We start from the raw sequence: 15,511 nt of genomic DNA, 5'->3' as shown, positions 1-15,511 counted from the left end.
ATTAAATCATATAACGAAGAATACGGACTGAACTGAATTTTTTGTTGCTGAACTAACATCTAAAAAGCCTTATGGTTACAGTTAAAAATACGAAAAAAGGAGCAAAAAACTATAGTTTTCTACTCCTTTTTTATTATATAATTAATTCTTAAAAAGACTTTTTCAGTGCCCTCCTTTTTTGTACCAATCTAAAAACGAATGATGGAGCAACCACACGACCAATGGGAGCTGTAAAAGTATGCGACAAAGGTAATATTTGGTTTTTCAGTGAAAAAGATAGTATTAAAAACAAAGAAATAGAACAAGATTCAAGCGTTCAATTGTTTTTTGCACATCCCGGAAAAGGAAGTTATATGGTTGTAAATGGTGACGCAACAATAATTATGGATCGTGAAAAAATCGGAGAGCTTTGGTCTCCTGTTGTAAATATATGGTTCAAAGACGGTAAAAACGACCCCAATATTTCACTTATTAAAGTTGAACCAACAAGTGCTTATTTTTGGGACACGGACGGAAATCAAATGATTAATTTTTTGAAAATGGCTGCTTCTGTTGCAACAGGAACCAACTATATAAGTGGTGTTCAAGGAGAAATAAAAATCTAAAAAATCAGAAACGCTCCTGTAATAGGAGCGTTTTAAAACTAAACTGATATATTTTAGAAAAATTATTGTAGTACTCTGTTGATTTGGGAGAAATTTTTCTGATAATATTTTTCTTTGGTTGAAGAAATTATAACACCATTACTAACAGAGGAATGAATAAATTTAATTTCTCCATCACAAACTTCAACAACCATACCTACATGATTAATTTGGTTTCTACCGTTTGTTTTAAAGAAAATTAAATCTCCTTTTTGAGCTTCTTCTGTGTTAATTCTAGTACCAATACTTGATTGTTCGTGAGATGTTCTTGGCAATTTAATATCGAATGCACCAAAAGTAGTACACATTAAACCAGAACAGTCAAATCCTGATTTTGATGTTCCTCCAGTACGATATCTAGTTCCTATATTTTCAGCAGCACGTTCTATTAATTGATCTAGAAAATCATGACTAAAAGTAGGTTTTAATGAATTATTAAAATCAATTTTAGTGTTTTCAAAAGTTGTATTATTGCTCTCTGTACTAGCTATTACATTATTGTCTATAGGTGCATAATTAGCAAGAATATTCAATTTATCGCCTACACGAAGCCCGTTTTTAACTTCTGGATTTTGTTTTTCTAATTCCTGAACTGTAATTCCGTATTGTTTAGCAATTCCATATTTAGTCTCTTTTGGCAGAACTTCTCGAACAATAATATTTGTATTTTTATTCTCTAATTCAATTGGTTGAGAAATAGCTGTGGCTTCTGAATTTGATAAATCTATGTTTGGCTGAGAAACGACTGTTTCTTCTATTTTAGGCACAACTTTATCGGATACATTATTAACTACGGTGTTTTCAGCTAGCAATTCTTTGTTTTGTTGTGATACAACTGCAACTTCAGTTACTGATATTCCATTTCCTGGAATTATTATTTTTTGACCTACTCTAAGCGCTTTTGCACCTATAGTTGGATTGGCATTATCTAATTCTTTAACTGTAATTCCGTATTTTCTGGCGATAGAATATTTTGATTCTTTTGGAAGGACTTCTATTGTAGTTTGTTCCGTAGTGGATTTTTTAGTTTCGATTACTTGAGGAGTAACTACTAATTCCGGTTTTTGAGAAACCTTTTTGACTTGAGGGGCAACAGCTACTTCCGTTGAAGATGCGTTTGATGGAATTATAATTTTTTGACCTATTTTCAATCCTGTGGATTCTAATGTTGGATTGAGTTCATTTAATTCTTTTAGAGAAATCCCGTATTGTTTTGCAATTCCGTAAAGGGTTTCTTTAGCTAATACCTCATGTTCTTTTGCTGAGTAATTTGCTGCAACTTTGGATTTTGTATTTGTATTTTTTGAGGGTGCTACAGGAATTAATAAAATGGAATTGAGTTTTAGAAGATTTTTTGCGTTTGGATTTAATTTGAAAATAGCGCTTTGTTTTACATCATATTTCTCTGCAATACTAGAAATTGTTTCTCCTTTTACGATGGTGTGTTTTGTGGTTTTCTCTTGAGAAAAAAGAACGATACTATTTAATAAAAACAATGTTACAATTAATCTTAAACTCATATTCATTTATTTCAAATTACTTACCCCATTTTTATTCTACACAGCGATTTCGGGATATAATTATTAAATCTCGCTATGGTTTGCTTTTTTACTTTTTTTATTTAAAAAATTGTAAAAATAATCCTTATCTCTTTTATAAAAAGAGGGTCAGAATGTGTTCGTTTTAAATTATAGTTGATTTTTATTTCAATTGCAAAAGCAGCTGAAATAGTAACGCCGTACAATCCTAATGTATTGTTGCGCTGAAAATAAAAATTCTAAAGAAGGTTGATTTAAAAAACAATCAAAAAAGCTTCTTTAAAAATTTAATTTTTTTAAAAAGCTAATATAAGAGATTTAATCAAAAAACACCTCTTTTTTTTAAATTTTAACGTTCAAAAAATAAAATTTAACCTTGTTTTTTGAATTTTGTCTCTATTTTCGACTTAAGTCTCTTTTCTTTTTTCGAAAAAAATTTATCCCAAATTAATTCATAGTAATTGACATTCTGGTTTTTTGATTTGTAGCCCTGATGAGAGTGGAAAGCCTTTTGAAGCGAAATTGGAAATTTTTCCTGAGAAAAAAGAGCGACTATAAGAAGCTCCTTTTTTATCTTGGAAAAAAGCAATTGTGCGAAAAAGCTTGAAGCGGTCAGCAGGAAATTGCTCCAGAAATAAATTGAAATAGAAACAAAAAAACTCCCAAGCTTCCTTGAGAGTTTTAGAGGTAAAATATTCAAAGGCTTATGCTTTTCCAGCAGCAGCAATCAAGTTTAATGCTGAACCGGCAACGAACCAACCTATTTGTCCTTCGTTATAAGTGTGGTTTGCCAAAATAATATCTTTGGTTCCATCAGCATGAACAAATTCTAATGTTAATGGTTTTCCTGGAGCAAAATCAACTAAATCTGTAAAGTTGATGGTATCATCTTCTTGGATTTTGTCGTAATCTGCCTCAGTAGCAAATGTCAGTCCTAGAAGACCTTGTTTTTTAAGATTTGTTTCATGGATACGAGCAAATGATTTTACCAAAACAGCTTTAACACCTAAGAAACGAGGTTCCATTGCAGCATGCTCACGAGAAGATCCTTCCCCGTAATTGTGATCCCCAACAACAATTGAAGGAACGCCGGCTGCTTTGTAAGCACGCGCTACAGCAGGAACTGCATCGTAAGTACCGGTCAACTGATTTTTCACTGTATTAGGTTTTTGGTTGAATGCATTGATAGCACCAATCAACATATTATTAGAAATATTATCTAAATGTCCACGGAAACGCAACCATGGTCCCGCCATAGAGATGTGATCTGTTGTACATTTTCCGTAAGCTTTGATCAATAATTTAGCGCCTGTAATGTTTTTTCCATCCCAAGGTAAAAACGGAGCTAATAATTGTAATCTTTCTGAAGTTTCGCTTACAGAAACCTGAACACCTGAACCATCTTCGGCTGGTGCTTGAAAACCTGGGTCTTCGGCATCAAATCCGTTTTTCGGTAATTCGTCGCCTGTTGGCACTTCTAACATTACTTCTTCACCATCTTCGTTAATTAAAGTATCCGTCAACGGATTGAAACTTAAATCTCCAGCAATTGCCAAAGCCGTTACTAATTCCGGTGAACCTACAAAAGCCAAAGTGTTTGGATTTCCATCAGCACGTTTGGAGAAGTTACGGTTGAAAGAGTGAACGATTGTGTTGCGTTCTTCTTTTTCTGCCCCTTCTCTATCCCACATTCCGATACATGGTCCGCAGGCATTAGCAAATACCGTCGCACCAATCTTATCGAAAGTATCGATAAAACCGTCACGCTCGATTGTATAACGAACCACCTCAGAACCTGGAGTGATTGTGAATTTTGATTTTAATTTTAATTTTTTGTCGGTAACTTGTTTCGCTATTGAAGCTGCACGAGCAATATCCTCGTAAGAAGAGTTGGTACAAGAACCTATCAAACCTACTTCAATTTTCAAAGGCCAGTTGTTTTTGATGGCTTCCTCTTTCATTTTAGAAATCGGAGTCGCTAAATCCGGTGTAAAAGGACCGTTCAAATGTGGCTCTAATTCGTCTAAGTTGATTTCGATAACTTGGTCAAAATACAATTCTGGATTAGCATATACCTCAGCATCTCCTGTTAAGTAAGGAGCAATTTTATCAGCTGCATCTGCAACATCAGCTCTATTTGTAGAACGCAAATAACGACTCATGGAATCGTCATAACCAAATGTAGAAGTTGTAGCACCTATTTCGGCACCCATATTACAGATAGTTCCTTTTCCAGTGCATGACATGGAAGTTGCACCTTCGCCAAAATATTCAACTATAGCACCTGTTCCACCTTTTACAGTAAGAATTCCGGCTACTTTAAGAATAACATCTTTTGGAGCTGTCCAACCAGAAAGTTTTCCAGTTAATTTTACTCCAATTAACTTAGGAAATTTTAATTCCCAAGCCATTCCTGACATAACATCAACAGCATCAGCACCACCAACACCAATGGCTACCATTCCTAAACCACCTGCATTCACAGTGTGAGAATCAGTACCAATCATCATTCCACCTGGGAAAGCATAATTTTCAAGCACTACTTGGTGAATAATCCCTGCTCCTGGTTTCCAGAAACCAATCCCGTATTTATTAGATACCGAAGAAAGAAATTCAAATACTTCATTGCTTTGTGTTTTTGCTCTGGCCAAATCAGTTTTAGCGTCAACTTTAGCTTGAATCAAGTGATCACAGTGTACTGTTGTAGGAACTGCCACTTTCTTTTTACCGGCGTGCATGAATTGCAATAATGCCATTTGAGCAGTTGCATCTTGACAAGCAACTCTATCCGGGGCAAAATCTACATAATCAACACCTCTTCCAAAAGCCTTTGATGGCATTCCATCCCAAAGGTGGTTGTACAAAATTTTCTCCGTTAAAGTAAGTGGGCGACCAACTATCTCACGTGCTTTATCAACACGAGTTGTCATATTGTCGTACACTTTTTTAATCATTTCTATATCAAAAGCCATAAGATTTATATATAATTGTTACTATTTAATTTTAAACATACAAGATACAAAAAAATAGAGTACAAAAAAAGCCTGAGTCATTAGACTCAGGCTTTTAAACTATAATTAACTAATTATGTGAATTATTTAACTAATAACTTATGAGAAGGCGCAAACTTAGTCAGGTTAATACCATCTACTGCTGCAATATACTCTTCTATTGTTGGAGTTCTTCCAAGAATAGTTGATAAGACTACAACAGGTGTAGAAGAAAGCAATGACTCTCCCTTTTTACCTTCAGCATCTTCCACAACTCTTCCTTGAAAAAGACGAGTAGATGTTGCCATGACAGTATCTCCTTTAGCAGCTTTTTCTTGGTTACCCATACAAAGATTACATCCTGGACGCTCTAAATATAGCATATTTTCGTAGGAAGTACGCGCTGCAGCTTTAGGGACATTATCGTCAAATTCGAAACCCGAATATTTTTGTAAAATTTCCCAATCGCCTTCAGCTTTTAATTCATCAACAATATTATAAGTAGGAGGAGCTACAACTAATGGCGCTTTAAACTCTACTTTACCTTCTTGCTCGTCAATATTCTTTAGCATGTGAGCTAAAATTTTCATATCTCCCTTGTGAACCATACAAGAACCAATAAATCCAAGATCTACTTTTTTAACCCCTCCATAGAAAGAAAGAGGTCTGATGGTATCGTGTGTATATCGTTTAGAAACATCTGCATTATTAACATCTGGATCAGCAATCATTGGTTCAGCAATTTCATCTAAATCAACAACAACTTCAGCATAATACTTAGCGTTTGCATCTGGTCTTAGCGCAGGTTTCTCGCCTGATATAATCTCAGCGATTCTCTTATCAGCTATAGCTATCAATCCTTTCAGAACTTGGTTTTTATTATCCATTCCCTTATCAATCATGATCTGAATTCTACCTTTTGCCATCTCTAATGATTCGATCAAAGTATAATCTTCAGAAATACAGATAGAAGCTTTTGCTTTCATTTCTGCGGTCCAGTCTGTAAACGTAAAGGCTTGATCCGCATTCAGCGTTCCTAGGTGAACCTCAATAATTCTTCCTTGGAATACATTTTCTCCACCAAATGTTTTAAGCATTTGAGATTGCGTAGCATGTACTACATCACGGAAATCCATGTACCCTTTCATATCACCTTTGAATGTTACTTTCACAGATTCAGGAATTGGCATTGAAGCTTCACCTGTTGCTAGTGCAAGAGCAACAGTTCCTGAGTCAGCCCCAAAAGCAACACCTTTAGACATTCTAGTATGTGAGTCACCACCTATGATGATAGCCCATTCATTTACAGTAATATCGTTAAGAACTTTATGAATTACATCTGTCATTGAATGATAAACGCCTTTAGGGTCACGAGCCGTGATCAAACCAAAGTCGTTCATGAATTTCATTAATCTTGGAATATTTGCTTTCGATTTATTATCCCAAACAGAAGCTGTATGACAACCTGATTGGTACGCACCATCAACAATTGGAGAAATCACAGTAGCAGCCATAGACTCTAGTTCCTGAGAAGTCATCAAACCAGTTGTATCTTGTGAACCAACAATATTTACGGTAACACGAACATCAGAACCAGCGTGCAATACTTTTCCTGGAGTTGTTCCAACCGCATTTGCATTGAATATTTTTTCTACTGCCGTTAGACCTTGACCTTCAACAGACACCTCTTTTGACGGAGCATATACTGTTACAATAGGAATACCAAGAGTCTTTGATGCAAATGTTTGCAACTTTTTTCCAAAAACAATAGCATAAGATCCACCAGCTTTTATAAATTCGATTTTCTGTGGAGTAAATGCCTTAGAAATATCAATTAATTCTTTGTCTCCGTTATAAAGTTTCTTTGTTTTAGTGTTGATTGTAAGAACCGTACCTGTAGCAACAGAATACACTTCTTCAAGTATAGGGTCACCGCTTTCATTACGAACTACGTCCCCATTTTCATCCAATTTTTTTACCCAGTTTTTTAGGTCAAGACCAATACCACCAGTTACATCAACAGTTGTCAGGAAAATTGGAGAAATACCATTTGTTCCTGCAACGATTGGAGCAAAATTCACAAATGGAACATAAGGACTCGCTTGTCTACCTGTCCAAAGAGCCACGTTGTTTACACCTGACATTCTTGAAGAACCCACACCCATAGTACCTTTTTCAGCAATCAACATCACGCTTTTGTCTGGATGTAGTGCTTGAAGCGCCTTGATTTCGTCTTGCGCTTGAGGGGTAATCATACATTTACCGTGTAATTCACGATCTGAACGAGAATGCGCTTGATTTCCAGGAGAAAGTAAGTCAGTTGAAATATCTCCTTCACCTGCAATAAAAGTAACTACCTTAATTTCTTCTGCAATTTCAGGTAATTTGGTAAAGAACTCCGCCTTAGCGTAACTTTCAAGAATATCCTTAGCTATTGCGTTACCCTTTTGAAAAGCCTCACCTAAACGATCTGTATCTGCTTCATAAAGATAAACTTGTGTTTTCAAAACTTCAGCAGCTTGTTTAGCAATTGTAACATCATCACCTAAAGCTAAATCGAGTAAAACGGCTATAGAAGTTCCACCTTTCATATGTGATAATAACTCTAAAGCAAAAGCAGGCGTGATTTCAGCTACGACTGATTGACCTAAAACGATTTCTTTTAAAAAATTTGCTTTTAAATTAGCCGCAGGAGTAGTCCCAGGTACAACATTATAAATAAAGAAGTTAAGAGAGTCTGCTCTGTACTCGTTATTTAAATCTTTAATTTGCGTAATGATTTCGCTTAATAATTCAGCGCCATCAATTGGTTTAGGGTGGAGCCCTTGTCCTTTTCGCTCTTCAATCTCTTGAATATAATCTTTATAAGTGTTCATAATAAAAGTCTTTTCTTGGAATTTTAATTTTTCGTACGCAAATTTAGGAATTAAAGCCGAGAATTAAAAAAAATATAATAGATGTAGCTTTTTCAAAAATTATTATTACAAAATAAAGAGTTTCACTACTTTTTATTATCAATAATTTAATTTTAGATTAAAACAATGAATTATTAATAATTTAAAATCTTTTCATTGAGAAAGTTGAAATTTAACAATACTTAAAGAGTGATATTTTACACGGTTTTCAGCTAAGAACCTTTCTAAATTACCATTTACAACGTTATAGTTGCTCTTTTATAGGCTCTTTTTGGTCAAACTAACAAATTAAGTAAAACAAAAAAAACCAAACAGATTTTAGAAATTTGTTTGGTTTTTTTCTGAATATCAGGAATTCTTACATCAGTTTCTGAATGATAGCTTCTTCGGTAATTCCTTCAGCATCGGCTTTATAATTTTTGATAATTCTATGACGTAAAATTCCGGTAGCTACAGCTTTTACATCTTCAATATCTGGAGAAAATTTACCATTAAAAGCTGCATTCGCTTTGGCCGCCAAAATCAAATTTTGAGAAGCTCTAGGTCCAGCTCCCCAATCTAAGTAATTTTTTACAAACTCATTAGACATTGGATTATCAGGCCTTGTTTTGCTAACTAATGTTACTGCATACTCAATTACATTATCAGCAACAGGTATTCTTCGGATCAACTGCTGAAAATCAATAATTTCTTGAGCCGTAAACAATGGATTTATAGTGTTCTTTATATCTGAAGTGGTTTGTTTTACCACTTGTACTTCTTCTGCAAAAGATGGATACTCTAATTTAATAGCAAACATGAAACGATCCAACTGCGCTTCTGGTAAAGGATAAGTTCCTTCCTGCTCAATAGGGTTTTGTGTAGCCAAAACAAAATAAGGTAAATCTAATTTGTAGTTTTCACCAGCAATAGTAACAGAACGTTCCTGCATAGCTTCCAGCAAAGCAGCCTGAGTTTTGGGTGGCGTTCTGTTGATTTCATCAGCTAGAATAATATTAGAAAATATTGGTCCTTTTATAAATTTGAAATGACGGTTCTCATCAAGAATTTCACTTCCTAATATATCTGAAGGCATCAAATCAGGAGTAAACTGAATTCTTTTGAAATCAAGACCTAATGCTTGTGCAAGCGTATTTACCATCAATGTCTTAGCTAATCCCGGAACTCCAACCAGTAATGCATGACCTCCAGAAAATATACACAGCAAAATTTGATCTACTACATCATTTTGACCAACAATGATTTTTGCTATCTCCGTTTTTAGCTCATTCCTTTTTTGAACCAAGTTACTTATTGCTACTACGTCTGACATGTATTGAAAATTTAAAATTAAAAAGAGTTAGCTTTATGAAATCATAAAACTAACTCTTTTTATTTATTTATCGAAAAATTTTTATTCCTAATTATAATCAAAGAAATTAATTTAGGAGACTATTTCTTAAGCCAATTGTTTGTAAAATCACAATCTCTATATTCACCAATGATTTTGATGTACGTTTCTTTAATCTTTTCATCAAACCATTTCCCAATAGTTGTAATTTGTTTACTCGTTAAAGCCAAATCTTTTATTTTAATATAATCTTTTGCATAATCAGCCGCATGTTCATCTATTCTATTGGTAACAGTAATCAATTTATATGTTTTCTTTCCTTCATCACCTTGTTCTAGTATTGGAGCAGAAACTTCACCCTCTTTTAAATTAGAAACTTGACTGTAAAAAGTAGGGTCCATTTTAGTCAACTCAAAACGAGTGTCTTGTGTTTTTGGGTTAATTAAAGCACCACCATTGGCTCTAGTTTCCTTTTCATCAGATAAAGTTCTTGCTGCTTCCGCAAAAGTGATTTCTTTATCTTCTATCCTTTTTTTAATCAAAGTAATTTTCTCTTTGGCTTCGCTCAAAGCCTCTTCAGTTACTGTAGGTGTCAATAATATATGACGCAATTCTATTTCTTGACCTTTAATTTTTTCTACATAAATAATATGATAACCAAAATCTGTTTGAAAAGGAGCAGAAATCTCACCTTCAGCAAGACTAAAAGCTACATCTTTGAATTCTTTTACAAATGGTGTTTTACGGTTCATTTTATAAAAACCTCCATTAGACCTTGATCCAGGATCTTGAGAATACAAAACTGCTTTAGTAGAAAAACTAGAACCTTCTTCTATTTCCTTTTTAAAACTATTCAGCCTATCAATTACTTTTTGCTTGTCGGCATCAGAAACTTTAGGAACAACAACTATTTGAGCAACTTCTAATTCTACCCCAAAAAAAGGTAGATCAGAACTTGGTATTGTTTTAAAATAATTACGTACTTCTTCAGGAGTAATCTCAACACCATCAACAATTTTCTTTTGCATTTCAGAACTTAGCTTACCTTCTTTTAAAATGTCAGAAAAATATGTTCTAAATTCTTCTTCAGAATCTTTTTTATAATATTGCACTACTTTTTCCATAGAACCAATTTTCTCTAACAAAAAATTCAAACGTTCTTCTAACATACCTTTAACCTCGGAATCTGTCACTATAATACTATCTTGAACAGCTTGATGGGCATATAATTTATCCTCTAATAATTTTCCAAGCATTTGACATCTAGTTATATCTTTTATAGAACCACCTTGAGTTGAAATTTCTAGAAGCGACTTGTCAATATCTGAATCTAAAATAATATAGTCTCCTACAGTAGCAATCACACCGTCAATTTTTTGCTTTCCGGTAGATTGTACTTTTTTAACTGGAGCAATAACAGTATCCTTAATAATTTCTTGAGCACTTGCTACTACACTGGAAATTAGCAAAACAAAAAAAGTAAGTGCAATTCTATTATTAATGGATTTCATTTGTATTTTATTTATTGGCATTATTATAATATGTATTTAATGTATAAGATCCTTTACTCAACTGTTTTTAAATCTATCTATTTGAACCAGGAATTTTTTGGCAAATATACACTTTAAGAATCTAAAAGCGAATTGAATTTATATTACAATTCCTTACCATTCTTTAAATTTAAGCAAACAAAAATAACAATTCAATTACACTATACAAGTTTCCTACCTACTATTAACAAAAAATTATAAACACATTTATTTATCGGCTGATATCGTTTATATACTTTAAAAAAACTAAGGTTAGCAACAAAAAAATATAAATAAGGTTTGATTTCATATAAATAGACAGTAATTATTATCATCATCTCTATTTTTATTACTAACGTCTTCAATTAGCTTCAAATATTTACGATAATGCTTTTTTTACTATCAAAAATTTTTTGTACCGCTAAATTCTCATCATTTAGTTTACACAAAAAAATACAGACATAAAACACTCATTTTTAACCTACTATTTTAAAACTTATAAACACTACAACGTTTTCGTAATTTATAAAAAAAAATCCGATGTGTGTAGCGTAAGAATTTGTATAAATTAGCAAAAAAAAATGCTGCTTTACTATAAATAGCAGTTATAAAATATATTTAAATTATTTTTTTATACTTTTTATTTTGATTTTAATAATATATATATTTTAATTCTAGCCCAATAAAAAAAGAAATTAGTCATATCAATCTTAATTACTATTCTCAAAATCTATTAATTAACACTAACAAACTGTATTATGCAAAAACAAATTATGAAGGCATACCTACTAACTACGATACTTGTAGGTCTTTATTCATGTAATTCAAATGATGACTTTGTCACAAATTCAACAGAAGCTGCTGCGCAATTTAAGGTAGTTAATGTTACAAATCACGACGGACGTCCTTTTAGCACAGGAAAACTAACTAACATACCGTCTGGAAGATATGTTGAAAATCCAGGTGGAGGCGTAATGATGCAAGCCTTTTATTGGGACGTACCAGCTGGTGGAACATGGTGGAATGTAGTAAACTCAAAAATTACAGCTTGGTCAAACGTGGGAATTGGAGCCATCTGGTTACCACCAGTTTCAAAAGCTCAAAACGGACCGTTTTCAATGGGGTACGACCCTACTGACTATTTTGATTTTGGTAATTTTAATCAAAACGGAACAGTTGAAACACGTTTTGGATCAAAAACCGAATTAGAAAGTTTAATAACAAAAGTACACGCCGAAAACATGCAGATTTATGCTGATATGGTTCTCAATCATAACAGTGGCGGCCAATTAGAAAACAACCCTTTTACAGGAACACAAACCTACACTAATTTTACTGGTGTTGCATCAGGTAAATTTAAGCGAACAAGTGCTGATTTTTACAAAAATGCTTACGGGAATAATGACGAAGGTATTTTTGGTGGTTTTCCAGATCTTGCCCACGTAGCGCCTAATGTCCAAGATTGGCTATGGAAAAGAGCAGATGGTGTTGGAAAATTCTATAAAAATACCATGAAATTTGACGGCTGGAGATTTGATTACGTAAAAGGTTTTGGTGCTTGGGTTATTAAAGATTGGAATGCCAATGTAGGTGGATTCTCTGTAGGTGAACTTTGGGATTCTAACGTAAACATTCTGAATGATTGGGCAAATAACGCCAATAGCTCTGTGTTTGACTTTGCTTGCTACTATAAAATGAATGATGCTTTTGACGGAAACAATTTAAATGTTTTGAATGATGATATGATGTGGAAAAGAAATCCGTACAAAGCGGTTACATTTGTAGCTAATCATGACACTGATGAAATTTGGAAAAAAGAATTGGCATACGCTTACATTTTAACACACGAAGGATATCCTACTATTTTTTACCGAGATTATGAAGAATGGCTAAATAAAACTAAATTGAATAATCTAATTTGGATTCACAACAACAAAGCAACTGGAAACACTTCTATTTTATATACAGATAATGATGAATACATAGCAAGAAGAAACGGCTACAATGGTAATCCTGGATTGGTTGTTTACATTAACAACTCATCAACATGGCAAGAGCGCTGGATTCAAACTAACTGGGTCAATGCCCAAATAAAAGATTTTACAGGTAACTCTGGCTGGTACCCAAGAACACAAGCTGACAAATGGGTAAAAATACAATGTCCTCCTAATGGATATTCTGTTTGGTCCATTAACATGTAAAAAAACTCGCTTGAGGCTGCTTTTTACAGGCAGCCTTTTTATTTGTAAACGTTTACACAATACCAAAACACCTTTTAAAGAAATCAAATTTTCAAATAGCATATATAAATAGTACTTTTGCAAACTATTGATATATTTATGGGCTTTTTAGAAGAAATACAACGCAGAAGAACTTTCGGGATTATCTCACATCCTGATGCCGGAAAAACAACACTTACAGAGAAACTCCTCCTTTTTGGTGGTGCGATTCAAGAAGCTGGTGCGGTAAAAAATAATAAAATTAAAAAAGGTGCTACGAGTGACTTTATGGAAATTGAACGCCAGAGAGGAATCTCGGTTTCTACTTCGGTTTTAGCATTCAATTATAAAGACAAAAAAATTAATATTCTCGATACTCCGGGTCACAAGGATTTTGCCGAGGACACTTTTAGAACCTTAACTGCTGTTGACAGTGTTATAGTTGTTATTGACGTTGCCAAAGGTGTTGAAGAACAAACGGAAAAATTAGTAGCTGTTTGTAGAATGCGAAAAATTCCAATTATCGTATTTATCAATAAATTAGACCGAGAAGGAAAAGACGCCTTTGACTTGATGGACGAGGTAGAGCAAAAACTGGGTTTAACCGTAACACCATTAAGCTTTCCAATAGGAATGGGTTATGATTTTCAAGGAATTTATAATCTTTGGGAACAAAATATCAACTTGTTCAGCGGAGATAGCAGAAAAAATATTGAAGAAACAATTGCTTTTTCTGATGTACAAAATCCAGAACTAGAAAAAATTATTGGTCAAAAACCAGCCGATAAACTTAGAGAAGAGTTAGAATTAATTGACGAAGTATATCCAAAATTTGACAGACAAGATTATTTAGACGGCAAATTACAACCCGTTTTCTTTGGTTCTGCATTGAATAATTTTGGGGTTAGAGAATTGCTTGACTGCTTTGTAGAAATCGCTCCTTCCCCAAGAGCTAAAGATTCCGAGACACGACTCGTAGATCCTAAAGAACAAAAAATGTCTGGTTTCGTGTTTAAAATCCATGCCAATATGGATCCTAAACACCGAGACAGACTCGCATTTATTAAAATCGTTTCAGGAACTTTTGAAAGAAACAAACCATATTATCACGTAAGACAAAAGAAAAATTTAAAATTCTCTAGTCCAAATGCTTTTTTTGCTGAGAAAAAAGAAATTGTAGATATTTCGTATCCTGGAGATATAGTTGGTTTACACGATACTGGTAATTTTAAAATTGGTGATACACTTACCGAAGGAGAATTAATGAGCTTTAAAGGCATTCCAAGTTTTTCTCCTGAGCATTTTAGATACATTAACAACGCTGATCCTATGAAAGCCAAACAGCTAGACAAAGGAATTGATCAGTTAATGGATGAAGGAGTTGCGCAATTGTTTACACTTGAAATGAACAACAGAAAAATTATTGGAACAGTGGGAGCATTGCAATACGAGGTAATCCAATACCGTCTGGAGCATGAGTACGGAGCTAAATGTACCTATGAAAATTTCCCTGTACATAAAGCTTGTTGGGCTAAACCAAATGATCCAAAAAGTGAAGAATTTAAAGAGTTCAGAAGAATCAAACAAAAATTCTTGGCGCATGATAAATACGGACAATTAGTGTTTCTAGCCGATTCTGACTTTACAATCCAGATGACACAAAATAAATATCCAAATGTGAAATTATTCTTTACTTCTGAGTTCGAATAAGAAAAACGTTGCATCTAAAACAAAAAAAAACGCTAATTTAGAATTAGCGTTTTTTTTATATACCTTTTAAAATAAATCTCCAACTAAGAAACCATACTGTCAGTATCTACCGCTTTCTTTAAAAAAGCTTTGATTAACAAACGGTTTGGAGCAGAACCTGAAGTTATAACCTTTATTTTTGCACTTGAATTTTCTTTAGACATTGTACCATTTGGACCTTGTTTCGTACCCATAAACCACAATACAAAATTCATACTATTTGAAGAAGAAGCTGCTGAAACATTTTCTTTTTTAGAATTACTGTTAACTTCAATAGTACTAACATCAACTAGCTTTTGAGTAGATTGACCAAATACAGATACGTTTGACATTAATATAAAAACAAACATTATCAAGAGATTTGAAATCCCTTTAGTGTCAGCTTTTAAAGAAAAATATTTCATAACAATTCGTTTTTTTAAGATGGATGGGATTTAATTCCCTATCTCGAGAACGAAAGTATATCATTTATTTACCAGCAAAAAATATTTTCGATAAAGCACCTTAATAATCGTTTAAAACACAAACTTGTTATTAAGCTATTGAATTTAAAGGTTTCTTAACGTCATTTTATCAGTAAAAAAATACTGTTCATTT

General features: G+C 33.4%; 8 protein-coding genes and 1 pseudogene. 3 read left to right on the top strand and 6 right to left on the bottom strand.

The features are described from left to right. Nucleotides 1–179: 179 nt before the first annotated feature. A pseudogene (locus DFR66_RS11490) lies at nt 180–605 on the top strand (pyridoxamine 5'-phosphate oxidase family protein); the annotation flags it as partial. A gap of 62 nt (nt 606–667) precedes the next feature. On the opposite strand, the gene DFR66_RS11485 reads toward DFR66_RS11490, so the two are convergent. The 5 genes from DFR66_RS11485 to DFR66_RS11460 all read right to left on the bottom strand — a co-directional run bounded on the left by DFR66_RS11485 (nt 668) and on the right by DFR66_RS11460 (nt 10,949). After that, nucleotides 668–2,164, bottom strand: coding sequence for a peptidoglycan endopeptidase (locus DFR66_RS11485; protein WP_114754975.1), 1,497 nt, complete (start codon nt 2,162–2,164; stop codon nt 668–670). Nucleotides 2,165–2,886: 722 nt separating this feature from the next. Further along, nucleotides 2,887–5,154 carry an aconitate hydratase gene (locus DFR66_RS11475; RefSeq protein ID WP_114754973.1) on the bottom strand — a complete coding sequence of 756 codons (2,268 nt, stop codon included), beginning with the start codon at nt 5,152–5,154 and terminating at the stop codon, nt 2,887–2,889. 122 nt (nt 5,155–5,276) lie between these two features. Further along, complete coding sequence (locus DFR66_RS11470; RefSeq protein WP_114754972.1) at nt 5,277–8,048, bottom strand: bifunctional aconitate hydratase 2/2-methylisocitrate dehydratase; 2,772 nt, start codon at nt 8,046–8,048, stop codon at nt 5,277–5,279. 397 nt (nt 8,049–8,445) lie between these two features. After that, entirely contained in the window at nt 8,446–9,399 is a 954-nt protein-coding gene (locus tag DFR66_RS11465; RefSeq protein WP_114754971.1) for an AAA family ATPase, read from the bottom strand. A 119-nt stretch (nt 9,400–9,518) separates the two neighbouring features. After that, nucleotides 9,519–10,949 carry a peptidylprolyl isomerase gene (locus DFR66_RS11460; protein WP_114754970.1) on the bottom strand — a complete coding sequence of 477 codons (1,431 nt, stop codon included), beginning with the start codon at nt 10,947–10,949 and terminating at the stop codon, nt 9,519–9,521. Between the two features lie 755 nt (nt 10,950–11,704). Here DFR66_RS11460 and DFR66_RS11455 point away from each other — a divergent pair. Both DFR66_RS11455 and DFR66_RS11450 read left to right on the top strand, forming a co-directional pair. Then, nucleotides 11,705–13,147, top strand: coding sequence for an alpha-amylase (locus tag DFR66_RS11455; RefSeq protein ID WP_114754969.1), 1,443 nt, complete (start codon nt 11,705–11,707; stop codon nt 13,145–13,147). A gap of 138 nt (nt 13,148–13,285) precedes the next feature. Beyond that, nucleotides 13,286–14,875 carry a peptide chain release factor 3 gene (locus tag DFR66_RS11450; protein WP_114754968.1) on the top strand — a complete coding sequence of 530 codons (1,590 nt, stop codon included), beginning with the start codon at nt 13,286–13,288 and terminating at the stop codon, nt 14,873–14,875. 83 nt (nt 14,876–14,958) lie between these two features. On the opposite strand, the gene DFR66_RS11445 is transcribed toward DFR66_RS11450, so the two are convergent. Beyond that, on the bottom strand, nt 14,959–15,318 hold the full coding sequence (locus DFR66_RS11445; protein WP_114754967.1) for a hypothetical protein: 360 nt from the start codon (nt 15,316–15,318) through the stop codon (nt 14,959–14,961). Between the last annotated feature and the right edge of the window lie 193 nt (nt 15,319–15,511).

The organism is Flavobacterium glaciei, from assembly GCF_003350545.1.
Lineage (GTDB): Bacteria > Bacteroidota > Bacteroidia > Flavobacteriales > Flavobacteriaceae > Flavobacterium > Flavobacterium glaciei.
Note: the sequence above shows the minus strand (reverse complement) of the source record. Positions and strands in the feature narration are given on the sequence as shown.

Bases quoted from the DNA above. Each gene is read 5' to 3' on its own strand.
- DFR66_RS11470 (WP_114754972.1), bottom strand. From the start codon at position 8,048: ATGAACACTTATAAAGATTATATTCAAGAGATTGAAGAGCGAAAAGGA.
- DFR66_RS11455 (WP_114754969.1), top strand. From the start codon at position 11,705: ATGCAAAAACAAATTATGAAGGCATACCTACTAACTACGATACTTGTA.
- DFR66_RS11445 (WP_114754967.1), bottom strand. From the start codon at position 15,318: ATGAAATATTTTTCTTTAAAAGCTGACACTAAAGGGATTTCAAATCTC.
- DFR66_RS11450 (WP_114754968.1), top strand. From the start codon at position 13,286: ATGGGCTTTTTAGAAGAAATACAACGCAGAAGAACTTTCGGGATTATC.
- DFR66_RS11465 (WP_114754971.1), bottom strand. From the start codon at position 9,399: ATGTCAGACGTAGTAGCAATAAGTAACTTGGTTCAAAAAAGGAATGAG.
- DFR66_RS11475 (WP_114754973.1), bottom strand. From the start codon at position 5,154: ATGGCTTTTGATATAGAAATGATTAAAAAAGTGTACGACAATATGACA.
- DFR66_RS11460 (WP_114754970.1), bottom strand. From the start codon at position 10,949: ATGCCAATAAATAAAATACAAATGAAATCCATTAATAATAGAATTGCA.
- DFR66_RS11485 (WP_114754975.1), bottom strand. From the start codon at position 2,164: ATGAGTTTAAGATTAATTGTAACATTGTTTTTATTAAATAGTATCGTT.